The organism is Bacillus sp. FSL R12-0074, assembly GCF_038005725.1.
GTDB lineage: Bacteria > Bacillota > Bacilli > Bacillales > Bacillaceae_G > Bacillus_A > Bacillus_A mycoides.
This window is the reverse complement of the sequence record NZ_JBBOTR010000001.1, coordinates 3255507-3277662: the sequence shown is the minus strand read 5'-3', so window position 1 is coordinate 3277662 and position 22156 is coordinate 3255507. Positions and strand designations below refer to the sequence as shown.

The 22156-nt window shown below is 35.0% G+C and carries 23 protein-coding genes, 2 pseudogenes and 1 riboswitch; of the genes and pseudogenes, 20 read left to right on the top strand and 5 right to left on the bottom strand.

The features are described from left to right. Positions 1–277 precede the first annotated feature (277 nt). Positions 278–559, top strand: a complete 282-nt coding sequence (locus NSS97_RS17025; protein ID WP_002013967.1) for a DUF1292 domain-containing protein — start codon at positions 278–280, stop codon at positions 557–559. 159 nt (positions 560–718) lie between these two features. On the opposite strand, the gene NSS97_RS17020 is transcribed toward NSS97_RS17025, so the two are convergent. Next, the gene (locus NSS97_RS17020) at positions 719–2014 is read right to left on the bottom strand and encodes a histidine--tRNA ligase (protein WP_341113555.1); all 1296 of its coding nucleotides are present in this window, start codon (positions 2012–2014) and stop codon (positions 719–721) included. Between the two features lie 341 nt (positions 2015–2355). Between NSS97_RS17020 and ybaK the strand changes: the two genes are divergently transcribed. From ybaK to NSS97_RS17005, 3 genes are all read left to right on the top strand, one after another. After that, complete coding sequence (gene ybaK, locus NSS97_RS17015; protein ID WP_107888007.1) at positions 2356–2832, top strand: Cys-tRNA(Pro) deacylase; 477 nt, start codon at positions 2356–2358, stop codon at positions 2830–2832. A 194-nt stretch (positions 2833–3026) separates the two neighbouring features. Further along, positions 3027–3203 carry a hypothetical protein gene (locus tag NSS97_RS17010; RefSeq protein WP_165927688.1) on the top strand — a complete coding sequence of 59 codons (177 nt, stop codon included), beginning with the start codon at positions 3027–3029 and terminating at the stop codon, positions 3201–3203. Between the two features lie 227 nt (positions 3204–3430). Beyond that, positions 3431–4297 carry a PhzF family phenazine biosynthesis protein gene (locus tag NSS97_RS17005; protein WP_113936101.1) on the top strand — a complete coding sequence of 289 codons (867 nt, stop codon included), beginning with the start codon at positions 3431–3433 and terminating at the stop codon, positions 4295–4297. 212 nt (positions 4298–4509) lie between these two features. On the opposite strand, the gene NSS97_RS17000 is transcribed toward NSS97_RS17005, so the two are convergent. Further along, complete coding sequence (locus NSS97_RS17000; protein WP_341113548.1) at positions 4510–5736, bottom strand: phospholipase D-like domain-containing protein; 1227 nt, start codon at positions 5734–5736, stop codon at positions 4510–4512. A gap of 210 nt (positions 5737–5946) precedes the next feature. Here NSS97_RS17000 and NSS97_RS16995 point away from each other — a divergent pair, with 210 nt between their 5' ends. The 5 genes and pseudogenes from NSS97_RS16995 to NSS97_RS16975 all read left to right on the top strand — a co-directional run bounded on the left by NSS97_RS16995 (position 5947) and on the right by NSS97_RS16975 (position 8640). Further along, positions 5947–6147, top strand: coding sequence for a DUF1657 domain-containing protein (locus NSS97_RS16995; RefSeq protein WP_000218933.1), 201 nt, complete (start codon positions 5947–5949; stop codon positions 6145–6147). 114 nt (positions 6148–6261) lie between these two features. Beyond that, positions 6262–6495 (top strand): annotated as a pseudogene (locus NSS97_RS16990) (DDE-type integrase/transposase/recombinase); the annotation flags it as partial. 92 nt (positions 6496–6587) lie between these two features. Beyond that, a complete protein-coding gene (locus NSS97_RS16985; RefSeq protein WP_000764044.1) occupies positions 6588–6797 on the top strand; it encodes a glycine zipper domain-containing protein in 210 nt (69 codons plus the stop codon). Between the two features lie 352 nt (positions 6798–7149). After that, positions 7150–7338, top strand: a pseudogene (locus NSS97_RS16980) (phosphorylase family protein); the annotation flags it as partial. A gap of 474 nt (positions 7339–7812) precedes the next feature. Next, entirely contained in the window at positions 7813–8640 is an 828-nt protein-coding gene (locus tag NSS97_RS16975; protein ID WP_341113546.1) for an endonuclease I family protein, read from the top strand. A gap of 142 nt (positions 8641–8782) precedes the next feature. On the opposite strand, the gene NSS97_RS16970 is transcribed toward NSS97_RS16975, so the two are convergent. Next, complete coding sequence (locus NSS97_RS16970; protein ID WP_341113543.1) at positions 8783–10213, bottom strand: YfcC family protein; 1431 nt, start codon at positions 10211–10213, stop codon at positions 8783–8785. 198 nt (positions 10214–10411) lie between these two features. On the opposite strand from NSS97_RS16970, the gene rraA reads away from it, so the two are divergent. The 7 genes from rraA (at position 10412) to NSS97_RS16935 (ending at position 18181) form a co-directional block, all read left to right on the top strand. After that, a complete protein-coding gene (gene rraA / locus NSS97_RS16965) occupies positions 10412–10897 on the top strand; it encodes a ribonuclease E activity regulator RraA (protein ID WP_107888012.1) in 486 nt (161 codons plus the stop codon). 395 nt (positions 10898–11292) lie between these two features. Then, the gene (locus tag NSS97_RS16960; RefSeq protein ID WP_341113539.1) at positions 11293–13113 is read left to right on the top strand and encodes a DUF4430 domain-containing protein; all 1821 of its coding nucleotides are present in this window, start codon (positions 11293–11295) and stop codon (positions 13111–13113) included. A gap of 123 nt (positions 13114–13236) precedes the next feature. Further along, a complete protein-coding gene (locus NSS97_RS16955) occupies positions 13237–14064 on the top strand; it encodes a DUF4430 domain-containing protein (protein ID WP_341113538.1) in 828 nt (275 codons plus the stop codon). 23 nt (positions 14065–14087) lie between these two features. After that, positions 14088–14966, top strand: coding sequence for an energy-coupling factor transporter transmembrane component T (locus tag NSS97_RS16950; RefSeq protein ID WP_044443357.1), 879 nt, complete (start codon positions 14088–14090; stop codon positions 14964–14966). After that, complete coding sequence (locus NSS97_RS16945) at positions 14939–16600, top strand: ABC transporter ATP-binding protein (RefSeq protein WP_044443359.1); 1662 nt, start codon at positions 14939–14941, stop codon at positions 16598–16600. The genes NSS97_RS16950 and NSS97_RS16945 overlap by 28 nt, the downstream gene beginning before the upstream one ends. Continuing rightward, positions 16573–17274 (top strand): ECF transporter S component, encoded by a 702-nt coding sequence (locus tag NSS97_RS16940; protein WP_341113533.1) that lies wholly within the window; start codon positions 16573–16575, stop codon positions 17272–17274. Before NSS97_RS16945 ends, NSS97_RS16940 begins: the two co-directional genes overlap by 28 nt. Before the next feature lie 184 nt (positions 17275–17458). Next, positions 17459–18181 (top strand): YwiC-like family protein, encoded by a 723-nt coding sequence (locus NSS97_RS16935; RefSeq protein ID WP_044443362.1) that lies wholly within the window; start codon positions 17459–17461, stop codon positions 18179–18181. A gap of 30 nt (positions 18182–18211) precedes the next feature. On the opposite strand, the gene NSS97_RS16930 is transcribed toward NSS97_RS16935, so the two are convergent. Then, the gene (locus NSS97_RS16930) at positions 18212–18403 is read right to left on the bottom strand and encodes a hypothetical protein (RefSeq protein WP_002084448.1); all 192 of its coding nucleotides are present in this window, start codon (positions 18401–18403) and stop codon (positions 18212–18214) included. A 121-nt stretch (positions 18404–18524) separates the two neighbouring features. Further along, positions 18525–18623, top strand: a riboswitch (SAM riboswitch). Positions 18624–18661: 38 nt separating this feature from the next. On the opposite strand from NSS97_RS16930, the gene NSS97_RS16925 reads away from it, so the two are divergent. From NSS97_RS16925 to NSS97_RS16910, 4 genes are all read left to right on the top strand, one after another. Further along, the gene (locus NSS97_RS16925) at positions 18662–18982 is read left to right on the top strand and encodes a hypothetical protein (protein WP_002110869.1); all 321 of its coding nucleotides are present in this window, start codon (positions 18662–18664) and stop codon (positions 18980–18982) included. 215 nt (positions 18983–19197) lie between these two features. Continuing rightward, positions 19198–19635 (top strand): SWIM zinc finger family protein, encoded by a 438-nt coding sequence (locus NSS97_RS16920; protein ID WP_080784602.1) that lies wholly within the window; start codon positions 19198–19200, stop codon positions 19633–19635. Between the two features lie 22 nt (positions 19636–19657). Beyond that, positions 19658–20233 carry an NAD(P)H-dependent oxidoreductase gene (locus NSS97_RS16915; RefSeq protein ID WP_044443366.1) on the top strand — a complete coding sequence of 192 codons (576 nt, stop codon included), beginning with the start codon at positions 19658–19660 and terminating at the stop codon, positions 20231–20233. Next, positions 20230–20583: a hypothetical protein gene (locus tag NSS97_RS16910; RefSeq protein ID WP_002165385.1), complete on the top strand. Its 354-nt coding sequence runs from the start codon at positions 20230–20232 to the stop codon at positions 20581–20583. Before NSS97_RS16915 ends, NSS97_RS16910 begins: the two co-directional genes overlap by 4 nt. 40 nt (positions 20584–20623) lie before the next feature. Here the strand turns inward: NSS97_RS16910 and NSS97_RS16905 are convergent, their stop codons facing one another. Continuing rightward, complete coding sequence (locus tag NSS97_RS16905) at positions 20624–21970, bottom strand: short-chain fatty acid transporter (protein WP_002128252.1); 1347 nt, start codon at positions 21968–21970, stop codon at positions 20624–20626. Positions 21971–22156 lie beyond the last annotated feature (186 nt).

Genomic DNA, 22156 nt, shown 5'->3' with positions numbered 1-22156 from the left:
TTGAAAGGTGGCATTCCAGCTGCCTATATGAAAGAACCATTATGGAACATGGAGGTCTTTCGGAAATCTAAAGAAGGATTTTAAATTAATTAATCCAATTATCTCATTTAAAATATGTTCATTCCTATTCATAAATGATATCCTTATAGTTGAATACTTTTGCTGAATCAGCAAGAATTTGTTGTTCTTTCTGTATGAATTCAACTTTTTTATGGAAAGATATGTTAGTAAGTGTGCAATTTGAACGTTTTATTTTTTAGAGTATGATAGGAGGAGAATGAATATGGAAGCAATTGAAGTAGGCGAAATTTTTAGTCTTACCGATGAGAATAATGAAGAACAGGAAGTTGAAGTGCTTGGAGCGATGGATGTCGAAGGTGCAGAATACATTGCAGTTGCCTTTGTAGAAGACATTCAAACAGAAACTGAGGAAGACATTGATATCTTCTTTTTAAAAGTAGAAGAAGATAATGAATTCTCATACATAGAGAATGACGAGGAATTTGAAAAAGTATCTGCGGCGTTCGAGAAGATTATGGACGAGCAAGAACAAGAATAATAATAAAAAGAGTTAGAAAAAAGAGGGAGATGCATATCTGTCCTCTTTTTTTGTATATGGTTGAAAATTACATTTATAGAAATCAATAATTATATTATGTAAACTGAATGACCCTTTATTTATGCACTAGAAAAACCACCCAAATGAGGGTGGCGCTTATTATATATAGTTATTAAATGTGTTATTTTCCAAGGAAGAGAGGGGAATCTTCACTTCAGTACCTTCCTTCATATTGCGCAATACAACGGTTTCTGTAGATAGTTCCTCTTCACCAATTATTAGCACATACGGGATATTTTCTTTATTTGCATAATTAAGGGCACGTTTCAATTTACGTCCAGCTAGTTCAAGTTCGACTTTTAAAGAAGTAGTAGAGCGCAATTGCTGGGCAATTTGTAAGCATTGTAATTCTGTCCCGAGTGGGATGATAAATAAATCCGCTGTAGATGATGTTGTTGCTTTCTGTGATAGAGCTGTATAAATGACATCTAATCCGAATGAAATACCGACTGTTGGATAGTTCATATTATCACCACGGAATGCTCCGATAATATTATCGTATCGACCACCGCTACCGATGCTAGATGTAATCGTGCCATCTTTTAGAAAGATTTCATACACAGTGCCTGTATACATTGTGAGTCCTCTTGCTAAAAACGGATTGAATATCGTATTTTCATTTATTCCGAGAGCGAGTAAGTATTGCTGTAGTTGTTGTAGTTCCTCTACTCCATCGGCGACAAGTGTATTATTGAAAGTGTCTTTAAAGTCGGCTATAGGGAGCTTTAGGCAAGATAAAACAGTATTACATATTGTATCGGCCATTTCTACAGTAATCCCGCGCTCCAATACATCTTTTCGTACACCATCAATCCCAATCTTTTCGATTTTATCCAATGATAAAATTATGTCACTCGTTAGTTCAGTAGGGATGTTAATAGACTGGAGAATACCGTTTAATAATTTTCGGTTATTATATTGGATCGTTACTTCTAATTTTAACGTTCGGAACAGCTCAAACGCCATGCTCATGAGTTCAGCTTCCGCCATGACTGATTCTACACCGACTATATCAACGTCACATTGAATGAACTCACGGAATCTTCCTTGTTTAATTGGCCCATCTCGAAATACTTTCCCAATTTCATAGCGTTTAAAGGGTAGGCGGATGTTCGGATTCATCGCCACGACTTTTGCGAATGGAATTGTTAAATCATAACGTAAGGCAAGATCGCGTTTTCCTTGATCCTTAAGTGTATATATTTCTTTTAAAATTTCATCGCCACCACCGTACTTGTAAGACATAAGCTCATACATATTTAACGTTGGTGTTTCTAAAGGTTTACAGCCATAACGTTCAAACGTATCTTCACAAGCTCTTTTAATTTTATTTCGTAGTACTTGTTCCTCTGGTAAATAGTCTTTTGTCCCTTTTACATTTTTCATTTCCACCATAATCACTCCTCTTTTAAATTAAAAAAAGCTATGCGGGTATAAAAATACCCACATAGCTTTATGAACGCTTCGTGGGTCAACAGGAAAAGCCCTGTACCCACGAAGAAAAATTTTTCTTCGGATACACGGCGTTACGTATGATGATGAAGTTGGAAAGACGTATTAAAAGTTCGCATTAAAATCTCTCCTTAACATAAGTTTTTCCAAATTATATCAGATGAATTTGGAAATATCAATATTTTCAGTTTTGAAGAATACGTGAAGTTATGTAGGAGAAATTGAAAAGAGTGTATAATAAAAGAAAATTTAATAATATGAAATAACTTTTTAAGGAGAACACTATGAAAAAAGATAAAACAAATGCGATGCGAATATTAGATAAAGAAAAAATTGAATATTCGATGATGTCATATGATCCGGACGATGGGAAAATTGATGGCGTATCAGTTGCTGGGAAAATTGGTAGAGAAGTGAGAGAAGTATATAAAACACTTGTCGCTCAAGGGAATAGTAAAGATTATCATGTGTTCATTATCCCAGTAGATGAGGAACTAAATTTAAAATCAGCCGCAAAGGCGGTCGGTGAAAAGAAGATAGAAATGATTCCTGTTAAAGATATTACGAAAGTTTCAGGGTATATTCGCGGCGGTTGTTCACCAGTAGGAATGAAGAAGTTATTTTCTACATGTATTGATGCGAGTGCTCAATCGCTTGAAACGATCATTGTAAGTGGCGGGAAAATTGGAGTACAAATTGAGCTGAAAGTTGATGACTTGGCGAAAGTGACGAGAGCGCAGTTTGGTGAAATAACGAAATAAGTATACATAGGAAAAGAAGTTCTAATTTTATTAAATTTAGATAAAGATTTATAGGATAATTAGTCCATTATGAGGGCGGATTATCCTTTTTTATTTACATAATGAATGAAATAAAAAGAGAATGAATTTTTAGTTTAATCAGTATAATATGGATGTGTAATTTTAATCATTTGTTTGGCTTTAGGAGGAGTACAATGCCTCGTTGCAAGGATAAACAAGCAGAGTTACTTTTAAAGATAGACAAAGGGCGGGAAAGTGTTTTAATGAGGGTTCAAGAAATACCCATAAGAAAGCACATATTGGGGGATGCCAGTATTTTGGAAAACCCCCACGCTAAGAGCATGCAAGATTTTATACAGTTTTTTGGCTAATCCAGTAACAAACAAGAGCCCTAAAACCGTGCCAGGATAGGAATGTATAAAAAAATGTATAGATTCATAGAACTAAAAAAGAAGGTTCCCTTGTGAGAGCAGGTTCCTCCGTTTTCCTTGCTACCGATAATGAGACGTCATGTTAACTAGAGATGTATGGAATGTACATGTCACTTTTTATATCTACAAGATGATATACTGGGAAAAAAGGGAAAGAAGTGATTGGATTGAAGATTAAAACATATATGTTAAACGCCTTCACTAAAAATACAAAAGGTGGGAATCCAGCTGGGGTTGTTTTAGACACAAAGGATCTTACAACAAAAGATATGCAAGCTATTGCAAACAAACTAAATTTCTCCGAAACTGCCTTTGTACTTCCTTCTGTAAATTCAGATTACGAAATTAAATATTTTACACCAAATGAAGAAGTTGCTATATGTGGACATGCTACAATTGCTACTTTTTCCTTATTAGCCCAAATGAAAGAAATAAATTCAAAAGTGTATACAATAAAGACTAAAGCGGGGATGCTTAACGTAAAAATTGACGAAAATAAAATGATATCTTTACAACAAAATCTCCCTAATTTCCTTACAACACTTCCTTGTAAAGAAATTATTGAATCTTTAAATCTAGATGAAGAACAACTAATACCTGATATGCCTATTCAAATCGTGTCTACAGGTTTACACGATATTATTATACCTGTCAGAAAACTTTCAGACCTGTTAAAGATTATTCCTGATATGAAGAGGATTGCTGAAATAAGTAAGAAATATAATGTAATTGGTTATCATGTATTTACACTGGAAACACTATATAATTCTACAGCTCATTGTAGAAACTTTGCACCTTTGTTTAATGTTCCAGAAGAAAGTGCCACTGGTACATCAAATGCAGCACTAGCATGTTATTTAATAAAACAAAATAAAAATTTAAAAAAACATAATACCTTCACTTTTGAGCAAGGATATGTAATGGATCAGCCTTCAGAGATTATTGTAAATGTATCAACTGATTTTAATAATATTACAGATGTTCACGTAGGAGGCTTTACTTCTAATTTTCAAGAAAAATATATTATTATTTAAGAAAATAACTTCCACTTTCGAAAATTATGTAAATGAGCTGTCCATATGGACAGCTCATTGTATTTTTGCTTAGCGTGTTTTTTTTGATGCATGTTGATCGTTTTTATCGTTTTGGGGTAACTCGTCCTTGTTAGCTTGATGGATATGGGGTATTTGCATTTCTTATCTTGATAGCAATGTGAAACTATCCCTAATATAAAAATACTTTGTCTTTACAAATAATACTCAAACATTTTTGCAACCTTTTCTTTCATTTTTTCTTTTATAGATAATTGATTGACGTCAGAGGATGTTACTTGCTTTGAATTTTGTAAGTCTGCATTAATCACTGGTTTTATTCTCGAAATATAGATAGGGTCATGAATATAACAGTTCATTTCTTCATTTAAATGAAACGAGCGTGAATCAAAATTCACGGTCCCAACCATCAATACTTTTTCATCAATCAAAAATACTTTACCGTGTAACACCCCATTTTTATAACCATATACTTCCATCCCCTGTTTTAATGCTTTTCGGATATATGGATATGCTGCTTCTTTAACTAATAGTGCATCCGAATGAGGTGAGAATAGAATTTTGACACGGACTCCCCTCTTTCTTGCATCTACTAATGCGTTCCAAATAGTTCTGTCTTTTGGTATAAAATAAGGTGTTAAGATAATGATGGATTCTTTTGCTTGTTGAAACAGCATTGCATAATCTTGTCCAAGTTTTTTTCCACTATAATATGCAGTAAATCGTTGCGAGGTTGCTCCCTTTTCCTTTACCGCATTGTGTATCGGAATCGATTTCTCTGAATTTTTCTTCCAGTCTAATACAAATTGGTGTTCTAAATCTTGAACTCCTTCTCCTCGTATTTGAAGATGATAATCTCTCCAATAACCAAGTTTTTCTTTTTCCCCCAAATACTTCTTTCCGATGTTGAATCCGCCAATGTAACCAACCTTTCCATCAATAACTGAAATACGACGATGATTCCGATGATCCAAAGAAGAAAAAAGATAAGGGAAAGCAGGTTTATTGTAATATGTAAAATGAACTCCTTTTTTAACTAATAATTCTCTTTCCTTTTTTTTTAGTAAAATTCCACCTAACCTGTCCAATGCATAGTATACTTCTACACCTTCTTGACTTTTTTTCCGCAATAGCTCTAGAAACTGATGACTTACTTTATCATCAGCAATAGAAAAAAAGTTAATATGCACGTAATGCTTTGCTTTCTCTATATCTGAGAATAGTTGATTGTTTAACTGTTTCCCATCTGTATACATAGTAATATCACTTTGACGCATAGGGTATTGACTAGAATTCTGGCTAAATACCCCATTTTTTTCGGCTATTGTTCTGTCAATTTCACCCCAAACAAACAGAACTAAACATCCACCGATAAATAAAAAGAGGAATACTCGGAAAATTCTTCCTATCTTTTTCAGCATATTTAATCTCCTTTATATATTATCGTTTTATTTCTGTTAGTTTTTGTTATTGGGACAAAACTATTCCATGCATCTATTAGCTAAAAAATCCTCCTTTGAATGATTAACTATAAAATTTCTCATTCGCATAACCCTAAAATTGGAAATCGTACTATGATAACAAAATAGGCATTCTATATTTTGAAGTACATTTACAAGGAGGAATACTACATGACAGTAAGTACTAAACTTAAACAAACTATCGCTGGATTAAAGAGTGCTCAAGCATGCCTAGAAGGATTTGTTCTTGATACTGATAACAAGCAAGCAAAACAATTATATAAAGGTGCAGCACAACAAACTCAAGAAATTATTGAATCTTTAAATCCTCGTCTTCAACAAATTGAACATGAAGAGCCTCAGTACAAGTAATCACATAATACCTTTCACATAGAATATCGTCTCCATAGAAGAGTGCCCAGCTTAAATAACGATTATTATAATGCTGATTACGATTAAAGGGTATCGCCATATGCCCATCAACTTAAGAAACGGAATAAACAATCTGCGTATGCTTTTATGAAACGACTCGTTCAAACTTTTGGAGAACCAACGGTTCTGACAACAGATAAGGCCCTTTCTTTACTTTGTTCACTCAAAAAATTAAAGGTGAATGACTTTTATAAAAGTACTACTCATTCTACAATCAAACATTTCAATAATTACATAGACCAAGATCATCGCTATGTAAAGCGCCGGTTTGCTAAATCCTCAGGATTCTAACACTTTGAATAAATCTGTCCTTATAGGTCAAAATATGTAAGGTATTGTGCTGGAATGCACTTGCCTATTCTAAATAAGGAGTGAGATGAGTGGCTGATAAAAACGAACGTAACCGTGTTGATAATGATGCTGGCGAAGCGGTAGGAACTGGTGTCGGTGCTGTCGCTGGAGCTGCTTTGGGTTCTGTTCTTGGTCCACTTGGTACCGTTGCAGGAGCTGTTGCAGGAGGAGCGATGGGTAACAAAGTCGGCGAAGGTGCCGATGAGGCTAATGACAGTGTTGCGAACCGAGAAGATTAGACTTTAACCAAAGTGACACTGAATGAATTGGATTCCCAAAAAGGGAGTCCTTTTTTTATTAAGTTAATTCAGATTTTTCAAGTGAATTTCCGGTGAGATTGTGAATCAATTCACTTAAAGTAACGGGTGCGTTAGTTCAACAAGCTATAGGCAGCAATCATAATCATTTTCTTGATTTTCCGCAATCGGGCGCCTGAATAAACCTTAGATTTTTAATCGACTTTATTGTTATATTTTTGAGTACAGTGAAGTATCTTATATTGGAAATTAAACAACTATATTTTAACCCCGTCCTAAATTTAGAACGGGGTTATGCTTGTTTTAGCTTTTAAAATTTAATAGCACCACCTAAGTAGAAGAAATGGAAGGCGCTGCCGCAGCGCAAATTGCAAAAGCTTATGACGTACCATTTTTAGGGATTCGAGTATTATCTAACAATAAAACAAACGGCGGAAAATACAATCCAAATACAGCGGCGGCAAATCAAGAATATGTATATGAAGTAGTTAAAAAGTATATAGATTCGATACCAAATAAATAGTAGTAGTTCTGTCTCAATATAAAAATGTTATCATTACTGCACAATGTGTTGTGAACTCAGAATTACCAAAGTTTCTTTAATTAAAATAGATTGGTGCCTTACATGGTATCCAATCTATTTTTGTACTTATTCTACAGAGGAAGAAGGGTTTTACACAAAAAATAAAGACAGTTATAGAAAAAAGAAAAGTCGAACGATTTATCAAATATGCATAATTGCATAAAAAAATTGAAATTTATAAGTTAACATTAAACTACTTTTTAATTGTAAAGAATATTTTAATAATCTTTACTAGAGAAGGATATTCCTTGTGAAAAGTAGATAAACAAAAAGTGTGGAAATAATATAGACTCAATAGAGTTTTGTATTAAATAAAAAGAAAAGGATGGGTATGGCTTTCTAAAAGTTTTTGGGGGCTAGAAAGCATTTTTTAGTTAATAGCTTCAAATTATATTTTAAAGGGGAAATGGGTATATGAAGTTTAGAAATACAAGGCTTGCTATGGTTACACTATCTTCATTTTTTATTTTAGGTACTGCATCTCTATCATTCACAGATATCATACACGGTGAAGTAGCTGCTGCATCACCACAAGAGATTATTGTAAAAAGCTATGACGATACATATTATAATAATGCAATAGGAAAAATGGGTTTAGAATTAAAGAAGGAACTTCATAATATTATTGATGATCATACAAAGTTATCATACAGTGCGGTTTGGGAAGCACTAAGAGATACTGATGAAGATCCAAATAATAAAAACAATGTGCTACTCTTATATACTGGGCGTTCGCAAGGGAAACTTACGAATGGTTCAGGAGTTGATAATTGGAACCGAGAGCATGTTTGGGCAAAATCTCACGGTGATTTTGGAACGACTGCAGGAGCTGGAACAGATTTGCATCATTTAAGAGCGACGGATGTATCTGTAAATAGCTCACGTGGAAATCTGGATTTTGATAATGGTGGTGTGAATCATTCAGAAGCGACAGAATGTAAGTACGATAGTGATTCTTGGGAACCTCGTGATAGTGTAAAAGGAGATATCGCTAGAATGCTATTTTACATGGCTGTTCGTTATGAAGGAGACAACGGCGAAATAGACTTAGAATTAAATGAAAAGGTGAATAACAATAAAGATCCATACATGGGTAAACTATCCGTTTTACTAAAATGGAATGAACAAGACCCGGTAGATGATTTAGAGCGAAAGCGTAATGAAGTGATTTTTACGAAATATCAACATAATCGTAATCCTTTTATTGATCATCCAGAATGGATAAATAAAATTTGGAATTAAAATATTTAAAGGTATTTTGCTTTGAGAGAAGGGATTGATCACTATGATCAATCCCTGTTTATATCTATACTAGAATAAGTGATTTTTATAGGATTGGAGAATAGAATAGATATTTTATTAAGTTAAGTATAATATGAGTCTTTTAATACGGTCCCCACTCAATATTCACGCCAACAATAAGAAAAATAAGTCCAATGATAAACCAAATGAATGCAAGTGGAGCCATGAAGCGAATCCATTTTCCATAAGAAATGCCGCTCGCTGCGAGAACGCCCATTAAAACACCGGAAGTTGGATTGAGGCAGTTCACTACACCTTCTCCAAGCATAACAGCCTGTACTGTAACTTGGCGTGTAATATGCATGAAATCGGCTAATGGAGCTAATATCGGAATGAAAATAACAGATTCTCCTGTCCCGGATGAAATGAGGAAATGTAATGCGGCACTACTTACATACATGCCGAGAACGCCAAATACAGGGCTATGTCCTTCGAGAGACTGTGCGAGTTGATTAACGATTGTATCAAGTAATTTGCCTTGTTCTAAAATGACTGAAATACAACGAGCCATTCCGACGATCAAAGCACCGTATATGAGATTTTGGCAGCCTGCTAGAAAAGTAGAAGCGATATCGTTTGCTTTCATACCACCTATTATTCCCGCTGTAATTGCTATGAATATAAAAGTAGCGGTCATTTCTGCGTCCGTCCAATGTAGACGAAAAGCGCCTATTAAAAATGCAATTATTGATAAAGCTGAAACGAGTAAAATTAATTTATGACGTATTGTCCAAGGAACTTCTGTTTTCTCTGTTTCTTTCTCACTTGAAAGAGCATTACTTGGAAACCAGTTATCTCCGAGTATGCTTCCTTTATTCGATTTTTTTAAGCGTTTTACATACCAATTAATATACAAAATGGTAGCAATTAAAAAAGAGATATAACTTGCCGTACGTAAACCAATTCCTGAAAACATCGGGAGTTCTGCGATTTTTTGTGAAATGCCTAAAGGTGAGGGAGATAAAATAGTAGCATTAAAACCAGCATAAGTGCCTAAATAAATAATTGCTACGCCGACGATAGCGTCCCATTTTAATGTGCGCGCAACGATGATGCCGATGGGGATAAAGCCGATAACTGAGTTAACGATAATGCCAGTCGTGCCGAGAATAGAAAAGAGTGCGGCGACAATGCAAATGAAAAGTAATTGCTGATTACGAAATTTGTTAATTACATGATAGATTAAACCGTCAAGAGCACCTGTTTTTTCAAGAATCGCAATAGCTCCACCTGTAAATAAAATTAAGAAGATGATCGGAGCAGCAAGTGTCATTCCTTTTTCAATAGCGGTAAAAAAAGAAACAAACCCTACCGGCGATTGTGGAACAGAATGATAACTTCCTGGTATTGTCGTTGTAACAGTACCGTTTGTAACTCTTTTAAATTCTCCAGCAGGAACGAAATATGTAGCAATGGCACAAAGTAAGGCGATAAAAAATAGTAGTACGTACGCGTCAGGCATTTTAAACTTTCGTTTACTCGGCTGTTTTTTTACCTCGGTCTGTAATTGCATAAAACCCCTCCTTTTTCACCTGGTTAATTTTTAATATTCTGAAATTTATCTGTGAAATAGATTATAATAAAGGTGGCTTCTTAAGGCAATAGTTTTTCTATCCTTTTTCTGCACATACAAATTGTTGCAACATTAGACAGGGAAACGAAAAAAATCCAAGAATATGTAATATAAAAGGAAAAGAAAAGAGGGAAAGAGATGTGGAAAACTACGGATCTATGTGATGAATTTGAAAAGGAATTACAAATATGTCGCCAGTCTTTTCGGTCTTTCGGGAAGAAAGAACAATTCTATGGAAAAATCGCAACGGTAAAAGTGAAGGATGATAATGTACTAGTAAAAGAGGGGTTACAAACACTGCCAGAAGGAACAGTATTAGTTGTTGATAGCGGAGCTTCTAAAAATTGCGCGTTACTCGGTGATAATTTAGCAGCTATTGCGGAAGAAAGAAATTTGGCGGGAATTATTGTAAATGGATATGTTCGTGATTCTAGTGAATTAAAAAATATTAATATTGGTATTTTAGCGTTAGGGACGATGCCAAATAGAAGTGTAAAAGAAGGAAAAGGAGAGCGAAATATTTCATTGCAGTTTGGTGAAGTCGAATGGAAACCGAATGAATATGTTTATGTAGATGAAGATGGAATTATAGTTAGTGATAAAAGCTTACATAGTGAGGGATGACTTCTAATAATGGAAGGCTATTAAGCTATTATTCTTAGAAAATAAATCCGATAAAGCATGGACAAAATTCTTTGTCAATAGTAAAATAATACAGAAAATCAAAATTTGTAGAATGTATAGGTTTATCGTATTTACGATAAAGTGAAATTTTAATCAGTGGGGATTTTGTTCATCCCACTGATTATTAGCCTTCACCAATCGGGCATTTACGGGCAGTTGATCCCTACCTAACTTCTTTGCTTTCGTTGAATTTGAGGTGGGGGTCTTACTGCTCGTTAATGCGGGTAGGAGGTGTTGTACATTTTTTTTCGACACTTACAAAAAGAGAGTGTCAACCGCATACCCTTAAAGGGTCTTTTTTTGTGTGAATGTTAGTAAAGGGAGGGAATTTTGGGATGGCAATGTTAAAGAAATGGCTGCTTACATCATTAATGGCAGTGGCACTTGTATTTGTTTCTTTTGCGAATACAGTACATATTACGTTTGCTGAAGGAAAGACAGCGAAACTTGCAATTATTGGTGAATCACAAAAAGGAATTATGTTATGTCCGAAAGAAGTTTCCATTGAAGATGGAGAAACAGCTTTTAGTTTGCTACAAAAAGTTATGGGTGACAAAGTAACATCTGAAAGTATGTCATTTGGAACGTATATAAAGGGCATCGATGGATTAATGGCCGGAGCAACGAGCGGTTGGTTGTATGATGTAAATGATAAATCTGCAGAAGTTGGGGCGGATAGTTATAAATTAGAGTCTGGGGATGTTGTTGCATTTCGTTACGTTGCAGACTGGAGCAATATGAGTCAACAAACGTTGCAACAAACGTTAGATAAATTTGGCACTTGTAAAACTGTAGAAGAGCCAAAACCAGAGGAACCGAAAACAGAAAAACCAGATGGTAAACCAGAGGAACCGAAAACAGAAAAACCAGATGGTAAACCAGAGGAACCGAAAACAGAAAAGCCAGATGATAAACCAGAAGAACCGAAAACAGAAAAGCCAGATGGTAAGCCAGAAGAACCGAAAACAGAAAAGCCAGATGGTAAACCAGAAGATAAAGTAACAGAACAACCAAAGCAAGAAAAAGTCGAAATTCCAGCAGCACAATTAAACGAAGCGATTTCTAAAACGTCAGAAAAGATGTTACAAGATGGAATTGGTAGTGATTGGGTTGCGATTGGACTTGCTCGTTCAGGTGTAAATGTTCCGCTTGAAACGAAAATAAACTATGTTAAGCCAGTAGCTGAAAAGGTTAAGAAGCGTTTAAATCGTTTTTCAGCAACAGATTTAGCTAGAACGATTATTATGATGAATGCAATGAATGTTGATCCTACAAAGGTAGAGGGACAAAATTTAGTGCAAAATTTATTTGAATCAGATAAAGTGAATTCTGTTACAGGATACGCATTTACATTACTTGCATTAGATACAAAGAAATATGAGATTCCGGCCGAAGCAAAATGGAATCGAGCTGCTTTAGTACAAGCACTTTTACAAGCGCAGCATACAGACGGTGGCTGGACATATGATAGTTCAAGTAGTAAAGAAAGTGCTAGTAACGTTGATGTAACAAGTATGGTATTAGCAGCATTAGCTCCTTATCAAGATCAAGCAGATGTAAAGCCAGCTATTCAAAAAGCTGTTGATTATTTATACAAGCAGCAGCTAGGTAATGGTGGTTTTGCCGCTGATGGACAAGAGAATTCTAATAGTACTGCACAAGCAATTATTGGACTATCGCTAGTTAAAGATGTAGATCACGATCGTCTTAATAAAGCAGTACAAAATTTAATGTCATACCAGCTTCCAAATGGTGAGTTCAAATGGTTATCAAGTGATCAAAAAGGTAGCGGAATGGCTACAGAGCAAGCATTTTTAGCGTTACTTCAGTTTAAAGATCTCGGGAAATCGATTTATGATTGGTCAAATGTAGTAGAGAATGAAATTGATACGAAACCAATTGTAGAGCCAGAGACAACTGTAGAAGAAAAAGAAGTTGTAGAACAGCCGAAACAACAAGAAGAGTTACAAAAACAACCAAAAGATGAAAATCTAAAAGTTGTTGTAGATAACGAACGAGTTAATAAAGAAACAAACAAGAATAAGAATCAATTACCACAAACAGGAGCATCTTCTCATAGTGCAGCAACACAAGTAGGTATGGGTGTATTATGTATCGCTTCTGCATATGTATTATGGAGACGTAAAGCAGCTTAACAAAAATTAGGAGCAATCATTTGCTCCTAATTTTATTATAAAAGTGAGGGCTAATAATGAGTGGGGATGAACAAAATCTCCACTCATTAAAGTTTCACTTTAATATGAAGGGTGAGGGACAGCATGAGTAAGATGAAATGGTTCATTTCTTTAGTTCTTTCATTGGGATTATTAGCCGGATGTGAAGAAACGGCTGTAAAACCTGAGAAGAAGGCAGAACCGAAGCAAGAAGAGCAAAAAGAAGTAGCGAAACAGGAAGAACAAAAAGATGTACCGAAACCGGAAGAGAAGCAAGCTGAACCGGAACAGAAACAACAAGAAGAGCAGAAAGATAAACAAGAACAAAAAGTAGAAGAGAAACCGAAAGAAGAAAAAGCGCAGGAACAACCTGAAGTAAAGAAAGAAGAGAAACCAAAGGAACAGCCTGCTGCAAATAAACAACCAGAGCAACAAAAAGTACAAGAAGAGAAACCCCAGCAACAGAAAGCGCCAGAAGTAAAAGAAGAAGCAAAGGTTGTTAATCAGCCGAAAGAAACACCAAAGCAGGAGCAAAAGGAAGATCCGAATAAAGAGGAGAAAACGATACCGACTCCGGCAGTACCAAATCCTGAACCACAAAAACCAGATCCAGTACCAGTACCGAAACCGCAATCGAAACAAGTTACTATCTCCGTAAAAGGTCATGAAGGATACTTATTAGGTGCGAAAAAGGTTGATGTACAAGAAGGCGACACAGTTTACAGTGTGCTAACGGGCACAGGATTAGAGATTGATGCAATGGGCTCTAAAGGTGATATTTATGTAAAAGGTATTAATGATTTATACGAGAAAGATATTACTGCTACTAGTGGCTGGAAATATCGTGTGAACGGTGCTTTTCCAAACTATAGTGCTGGTGTAGTTAAAGTAAAACCAGGCGATACAATCGAGTGGGTGTTTGTATTAAAATAGGAAAGGATCTTCGGTAAAGGACTATGAAAATAAGCTTTTCTTCTTTACATCCTTTTGTTAATTTTTTCTATTATATTGGGGTGATGATACTATGTATGATGTGTCTTCATCCTCTTTTTTTAATTGGAGCGATTATACTAATTGTAATCTTAAATATAGTACAGGGAAATGGTGAGAAAATCAGAAAGATGTTACCTAGTACTATCGTATTCTTTTTGATGGTTATTTTATTTAACTCTTTATTAACGCATAGAGGGGCGACTACGTTATTTTGGTTAGGAGATAGCCGGATTAAGCTTGAGGCCTGTATGTATGGACTTGTTATGGGTTTATTATTAGTTGCGATTATGTTTACGTTTGCTTCTTATAACGATATTATTTCGAGTCATAAATTTTTATATTTATTTTCAAGAATTTCACCGAAAGTAGCATTGTTAACGATGATTACAGTGAGGTTTGTTCCTTTGTTTATTAGGCGGTTAAAGAAAATTACACTCGTCCAAAAAACGAAAGGTGTGCAATTAGATTCAGGTTCAATCATTGAGCGTATAAAAAATGGAATGAAATTACTGCAAGTATTATTAATTTGTTCACTAGAAGATGCACTTCAAACGGCAGATTCTATGCAAGCTCGTGGGTTTGGTGTAACGAAGCGTACGACATATATTCGATATAGAATGGAAAGACGTGATTTGTATACGCTAAGTTATTTAGTTTTTCTATTAATAACTTCATTTATATTTAGTTATTATGGCGGAGGGAAATTGATTATTTATCCGAAAGTGGAATCAATACTGTTCCAGCAATACGATGGAATTATGTTTATAGTATTTATGATGTTTGTTAGTTTACCAATTATGATGGAAGGAAGGGAATGGATATGGTGGCGCATGCAGAAATGAAGAATTTATCATTTATATATACTGATGAAAATGAAGAAGCGTTACAGCATATTTCTCTTTCTGTTCAAAAAGGAGAATTTATAGTACTTGCTGGCGGTTCAGGTTCTGGGAAGACAACTTTATTAAAACATTTTAAAAAGGAGTTACTTCCAATTGGCACGCGTTCTGGACATACATATTATGATGGTGCTTTATTAGAAGAAGTACCAGATTTATTATCTGCCCAAGAAATTGGTATGGTATTTCAAAATCCAGAAAATCAGATCGTAATGGATACCGTTATTCAAGAATTAGCATTCTCTTTAGAAAATATCGGGCTACCATCACATATTATTCAACAAAGAATAGCGGAGCTCATTAGCTTTTTGGGATTTCAAGATTTATTACATCAATCTGTTCATACTTTATCTGGTGGTCAAAAACAACTTGTAAATTTAGCTGCGGTGTTAGTCATGCAGCCGAAACTATTATTACTGGATGAACCGACAGCACAACTAGATCCGATTGCTGCGAAAGAGTTTTTAGGATTATTAAAACGTATTAATGAAGAACTTGGAATTACGATTATTTTAAGTGAACATCGTTTAGATGAAGTTATACCGCTCGCAACACGCGTTGTTTGTATGGATAATGGCAGAATTATTTATGATGATATTCCTAAAAATGTGATAGCGAACATGTGGGAAGTAGAAAAGTTTCGTCCATTCATTCCGCAAATTCCAAGATTGTTTTTAGAGTGGAATGTGAAAGAGATTCCATTTACAGTGCGAGAAGCACAAATGAAAATGAATGATTTTTTAGCGATATCATATAGGAATGGGCAAGTAGAACAATGTGAAAAGCGAGATGTAATTTTAAGTGCAGAACATATATCTTTTCAATATGAAAAAAATAGTCCACTTATTTTACGAGATTTAACAGTGAACATCGAAAAGGGAAAATGGACAGCTCTAGTTGGGAAAAACGGAACAGGGAAGTCTACACTGTTAACGATTTTAGCAGGATTGCAAAAAGCTAGAAGAGGTAAGGTAAAGTGGAATGGAAAAGTGATACATAAAATTGATTCAAAAGAACGGTTTAAAAGTATAGGGTACGTATCGCAACATCCGTACTATCATTTTACTTTTGATACAGTATGGGAAGAGGTTTATGAGCGTGCGCGTGAATCATATGGTGAAGAGGGAAAAACAATAGCAGAAGAAATGTTGAAAAAGTTCTGGTTAGATTCACTTAAAGAGCGCCATCCGCATGATTGTAGCGGCGGAGAGCAACAATTACTCGCATTATGTACAACGTTATTATCAAAGCCAATTTTATTATTACTCGATGAGCCGACAAAGGGACTAGATCCATGGAAAAAGGAAAGAGTAGGAGAGCTATTTAAACAGTTGCAAAAAGAAGGTACAACAATTGTAATGGCAACGCATGATATTGAGTTTGCAGCGAAATACGTTGATCAGTGCATGATGTTATTTGACGGGAAAGTCATTATGAATGATGCACCGAAAGAGTTCTTTAGTGGTAACTTCTTTTATACAACATCTATTAATCGATTCATCCGTAGAGAGTTGCCATTTGCATTAACGTGGGAGGATGTGTACGAAGCGTGTCCAAACGATATGTTGCATTCATAATATTTATTTTTGCTGTTGTAATATGTACACTACTCTTTACGACTTTTATTATGGACGGGTATTACATGGTAAGTAGTTTGTTTTTATTAGCTGTCATTATGTTACCTTTCTATGTTCGTTTTGAAAGGAAGGCGTTTGTTTCACGTGAAATTGTTATCGTTGCTGTGTTAGCGGCGATTGCAGCGGTTAGCAGGGTACCATTTTCTATTTTACCAAGTGTACAACCGACTTCTTTTGTCATTATCGTTTCTGCAATTGTTTTTGGGAGTGAAACTGGCTTTATGATTGGGGCAACGGCGGTTATTGTATCTAATATTTTTTTAGGACAAGGTCCGTGGACGCCGTGGCAAATGTTCTCTTGGGGCATGATCGGGTTTATAGCTGGACTATTACGTAATACATTTTTAATGAAAAAACTGTGGGGAAGACTGTTGTACGGATTTGCCTTTGGATTTCTATTTGGCTGGATTATGAATTTTTGGGGTCTTCTTGGTTTTATACAGGAAGCAACGTGGGAAACAGTTATTGCTTACTATGTCGCAAGTTTTTACTTTGATCTGAGTCACGCGATATCGAATGTTATTTTCCTTCTGCTATTTAGTACGTCATGGATTACGATCCTCACAAGATTTAAAAAGAAATACGGTATATTAGATGAGCATAACGTGACATAGAAAAGCATACTCATATAAGGTAGGGTCGCGACTTACATATTCGTTTGCCTCTTTCATGCTTCTTACATATTGTAAGAAGCATTTTTTATTGTCAAAAAATAGATTCAATATATATCCGTTATTATATGAAATTATTTGTATAATAGTAGGTGAGAATTATTTTCAAGAGGGAGGTGTATAGTTAATGAAGTTAGTTATTCCGAAGCAACATGGAGCATGGGCGATGCTTGTCATACCATTTCTATTAAGTGTATTACTTGGTAAACCTACTTTTTATCATATCCCACTGTTTTTAGCCTGGTTCTTTATCTATCTAGCCACTTATCCATTTCTCATGTACATAAGGCAAAGACGAAAAAAAAAATTTCTACACGCTGCAATTGTTTATTTTATCATTGCATTTATATTTGGGATGATTTCTTTATTATATGAATGGCGAATTCTTTTATTCGCAGTATTAATGATTCCATTGTTTATTGTAAATATGTATTACGCTCGTCAAAAAAATGAACGAGCATTACTAAATGATGTTTGTGCGATTATAGTGTTTTGTATAGGTGGTTTAATCAGTTATTATTTCTCCGTGAAATTCATAGATAAAACAGCATTATTCATTGCGCTTATTTCATTTCTATATTTTTTAGGAAGTACGTTTTATGTAAAAACGATGATTCGTGAAAAAAATAATCCGAAGTATCGTTTTATATCTTGGGGATACCATATTGTATTAACGGTAATTGTATTTGCTATAAATCCATGGTGTTCACTCATATTTGTACCAAGTGTAATTCGGGCCATTATGTTGTACGGCAAAAAGATTTCTATATTAAAAGTAGGGATGTTAGAAATTGTTAATTCTGTATATTTTTTAATAATAACGGTAATAATGATGAAGTATGCCATTTGAAAAAACTTCCCATCTTTTGATGGGAAGTTTTCATTCTTGTTCTAAAATGTGAACGGTATAATCGCATCTTTGTAATGCTTGCTCTACAGCGTAAAGGGATTGTTCAATACGTGCGCGATTAAAGTCTTCTTCAACAGTCTGTAATGCATCTTCTAAACAATGTTTCGCTTCTTGTAAGGAATGAAAAGAATCTTGTACGTATCCACGAGCATTCTTTTTCAAAGTAGTAGCCTCCTTTTGTACATCTTTTTGTAGTATGAACAATAAAGAAGAAAATATAATTTTTTATATTTATTTGACAATTATAATAAAATTACGTATAGTTAAATTTAAAGTGAATATTTTCTTATCCAGAGAGGTGGAGGGACTGGCCCGATGAAACCCAGCAACCGCGATGCAGGTGCTAATTCCAGCAGAACATATTTGTTCTGGGAGATAAGACGAAGATATACGTAACTTCTTCTTATCGGAGAGGTTTTTTTGTTGCAAAAAAACCGATTACGAAAACATATAATAAGAAGAAAGGGGTTGCGAAGTACTGTGACACTCGAGAAATACGTAAAACTGCGTAGTACAGTTTATGAATATATGATAGAGCAAGATAAGCCAATATCATTGTTAGATATTCAAGAACATATCGTTTCGCATCATGAAGGAAAATTCACTAAAAAAATGTTACATCAATTTTATTTATCAAGACTATTAGATGAACTCAAACTGGATGGGAAAATTACTTTAGCTGATGATGAATATCGCTATGCTGAAAAAGGGGTATTTTATAAAGCGGGAAAAGGGAGCTAGGCTCTCTTTTTTTCTTGAAATAACAAAGTATGTAGCGTAAAAGACTGCTAAAGCAGCCTGATACAAGGGAATGGTGTTGAGTGTGTAGTGTCAAAGATTGAATGTGCCTGAAAGAGGCACTTCATATCGGCTGCAAATGAAAAGAGACACCTCCGCCGAATAGGTGTCAGTCGTTTTGTCACGTAGACTCGCTACTTGACAGTTATTAGAATAACATGCAGGATTTTGGAAGTCAAAAGGGAATTAGAGGAAGAGGTGTTGTTATGTACGCTTACTTATTAAAAGATATAATGAAATGGATTCCAAAGTACATTATAGATAGAGGATATGAATATTATGAAGAGGGACATGTAGAAGATGTTGAAATACACGACAAGAAAGTATCTGCGTTCGTTACTGGAAATGCAGGGAATTATGAAGTGATTATTGATCTTGAAGATTTTGCAGAAAGTAGCTGTGAGTGTCCTTATGAAAATTATTGTAAACATATGGCGGCAGTTGTGTATGAAATTCAAGGTGCTGGTGAGAGTACAGTTAAAGAGCAATTGAAAGGTCTAGAAAAAGAAGAGTTACTAACAGTATTAAATCGTTTGTTACAAAGTTCGAAAAATGTGCAAATTGTAGAGACGATGTTAAAGAAGGGGAAACTTTAACTAAAGAGGGAGTTGTTTTGTAGTGAACGTACTAATTATATATGCTCACCCTAATCCTTCAAGCTTTAATGGGGCAATTTTAGAGCATGTGCAAAAAGGACTTGAGGAAACAAATCACTCTGTTACGCTACTTGATTTATATAAAGAACAATTTGATCCAGTGCTTGTATTTAATGAAGAGAAGAAAAGACGTGATTTACTAAATGAAGAAGAGACGAAGCGATATAGAGAATTAGTGCAGAAAGCGGATATTCTTCTTTTCATATATCCGATATGGTGGTGGGGCATGCCTGCTATTTTAAAAGGATTTATCGATCGTATTTTTGTAGCTGGATTTGCTTATAAATATGAGGGGTCATTACCGAAAGGCTTATTTAAAGGAAAGAAAGCATGGGTTATTAATACGTTAGACTCACCGTTATGGTACGTGGCCCTATTATATCGATCAGCGGATTGGATTATGATGAAAAGAGGGGTTTTACGTTTTTGTGGTATTCGCGATATAAAACGTTCTGCTTTTCAATCTGTGAAAACGAGTAAACTAGAGAAGCGTGAAAAATGGCTGTTACAAATAGAAGAAGCGGCTCGTACATTATGAATGAAATCGATCGTATTATAAAGTGTTGCAATTGTGATGACGAACTTTTGCGTACGTATATTAATTGTTTAGTCCAATTGAAGAAATACAGCGAAACGTTTCAACAAATTCAAATACAATTAAGAAATGATTATTTAATAAGAGGGATTTGTGAAAGAGAAGTTGATGAGGTAATAAAGGGAAGTAAAGAATATGAAACGTACGTGCTCCCTAAAGTATTGCAGTGGAATTTCCTTAAGAACAATCCTCATATGATTGAAAAAGTATGTGAAGATTTGTTTACATATGAAGCATTAAATCATGCAGAGGTAGAGTGGAGGAAGGTAATAAGCTGTATAGATAATGAATGATTTATTATATAAAAAAGCTAGTATAAAACTAGCTTTTCGTTTAAATAAATAAGAAACATAGACTAATGATAAATCCTGCATATAGTAAGTTAACAACACAAAATCCCATAATATCACGCGCGCTTAAACCAGCTATCGCTAATGCCGGTAATGCCCAAAAAGGTTGAATTAAATTTGTCCAAGCATCGCCCCATGCAATTGCCATCGCTGTTTTCGCGGCAGGTACACCAAGTTCAGCACCAGCTGGAATCATAATTGGTGCTTGCACTGCCCATTGACCGCCTCCAGATGGAACGAAAATATTTACAATGCCAGCACTTAAAAATGTAAAGAGCGGGAATGTGGTTTCATTTGAAATACTAATAAAGAAAGTAGAAATAGCTCCTCCAAGCGAAAGACCTTCACTATTTACTCCAATCATCATCCCCATAATTCCAGCATAGAACGGAAACTGAAGTAAAATACCTGAAGCACTCTTAGTTGAGTCAGAGAAAGCGCGAATATATTGAATCGGAGTACGGTGGAAAATAAGACCGGCAATTAATAACATAAAAATAACGATATCAAGTGTAAGGTTAAAGCCTTTCGTACTAAAATAGTTAAAAATATAAATAAGACCTAATAATCCGATGCAAAGTGTAATAATCATACTATTTTCCATTTTTTCAGCGAACGTATTGTTCCCTACTTCTTGAGCGGCAGCTTCTTCATGGAATACGCTAGGATCTACAGTTATCGTATGTTTTTCATCTGGATGCATGGCCCGGTTAATGAGAGGCATCGTAACGAGAAAAATAATAACTGGCACGAGTGCGTATGGTGAGAATAACGTTTCTGTTATTGGAATCGCTTCTTTAATACTTCCAGCTGTCGTTTTAATTAACGTTTCGCCGCCAGTTGCTAACGTAAGAGGGATAGAAGCAGAAAGGCCTGCATGCCAAATGAGAAATCCAGAGTAGGAAGAAGCAATTGCTAACCTATAATCTAATCCTTCTAACTGTCTGGCCACTTCTTTTGCATATAAAACCGATACAACAATACCAAATCCCCAGTTTATGTATGCTCCTAGTAAACTTACGATTGAAATAGCAATAATACCTTGTCCATTTGTTTTCGGTAATTTCGCTGCTCTCGTTAATCCTTTTTTAATAAGAGGAGCGTTTGCTAATGCAGATCCTGTCACGAGTACAAGAGCCATTTGCATAGAAAAAGCGAGAAGTCCCCAAATTCCATTACCCCAGTGATTAATCATTTCTACAGGTGTTTGGCTCGTTGCAAACATACCGAAGAAGATAACGAAAACAGTTAATAAACATGATAAAATAAACGGTTCTGGTAAGAAACGCTGCACAAGGGCAACACATCCATTTGTAAATGAACGAAACAAAATAGCTCAACCTCCTTATGTATATTTATTACAATTATTCGAGGTTGATTGAGTAATATCCTTTAATATATGGAAAATTCAGATATTTAAAGTGATTGTCAATGAAGTATGGGTTATTTTTTCATTTAGATATATAAGGCCACTTAATCTTGTGTGTGGGACAATATTTTTATACAATTTTTAGAA

Excerpts from the sequence above, each read along its gene's own strand:
- NSS97_RS17025 (WP_002013967.1), top strand. The coding sequence starts at position 278 with ATGAATATGGAAGCAATTGAAGTAGGCGAAATTTTTAGTCTTACCGAT.
- NSS97_RS17020 (WP_341113555.1), bottom strand. The coding sequence starts at position 2,014 with ATGGTGGAAATGAAAAATGTAAAAGGGACAAAAGACTATTTACCAGAG.
- ybaK (WP_107888007.1), top strand. The coding sequence starts at position 2,356 with ATGAAAAAAGATAAAACAAATGCGATGCGAATATTAGATAAAGAAAAA.
- NSS97_RS17010 (WP_165927688.1), top strand. The coding sequence starts at position 3,027 with ATGCCTCGTTGCAAGGATAAACAAGCAGAGTTACTTTTAAAGATAGAC.
- NSS97_RS17000 (WP_341113548.1), bottom strand. The coding sequence starts at position 5,736 with ATGCTGAAAAAGATAGGAAGAATTTTCCGAGTATTCCTCTTTTTATTT.
- NSS97_RS16995 (WP_000218933.1), top strand. The coding sequence starts at position 5,947 with ATGACAGTAAGTACTAAACTTAAACAAACTATCGCTGGATTAAAGAGT.
- NSS97_RS16975 (WP_341113546.1), top strand. The coding sequence starts at position 7,813 with ATGAAGTTTAGAAATACAAGGCTTGCTATGGTTACACTATCTTCATTT.
- NSS97_RS16970 (WP_341113543.1), bottom strand. The coding sequence starts at position 10,213 with ATGCAATTACAGACCGAGGTAAAAAAACAGCCGAGTAAACGAAAGTTT.
- rraA (WP_107888012.1), top strand. The coding sequence starts at position 10,412 with ATGTGGAAAACTACGGATCTATGTGATGAATTTGAAAAGGAATTACAA.
- NSS97_RS16960 (WP_341113539.1), top strand. The coding sequence starts at position 11,293 with ATGGCAATGTTAAAGAAATGGCTGCTTACATCATTAATGGCAGTGGCA.
- NSS97_RS16955 (WP_341113538.1), top strand. The coding sequence starts at position 13,237 with ATGAGTAAGATGAAATGGTTCATTTCTTTAGTTCTTTCATTGGGATTA.
- NSS97_RS16950 (WP_044443357.1), top strand. The coding sequence starts at position 14,088 with ATGAAAATAAGCTTTTCTTCTTTACATCCTTTTGTTAATTTTTTCTAT.
- NSS97_RS16945 (WP_044443359.1), top strand. The coding sequence starts at position 14,939 with ATGGATATGGTGGCGCATGCAGAAATGAAGAATTTATCATTTATATAT.
- NSS97_RS16935 (WP_044443362.1), top strand. The coding sequence starts at position 17,459 with ATGAAGTTAGTTATTCCGAAGCAACATGGAGCATGGGCGATGCTTGTC.
- NSS97_RS16920 (WP_080784602.1), top strand. The coding sequence starts at position 19,198 with ATGCAGGATTTTGGAAGTCAAAAGGGAATTAGAGGAAGAGGTGTTGTT.
- NSS97_RS16910 (WP_002165385.1), top strand. The coding sequence starts at position 20,230 with ATGAATGAAATCGATCGTATTATAAAGTGTTGCAATTGTGATGACGAA.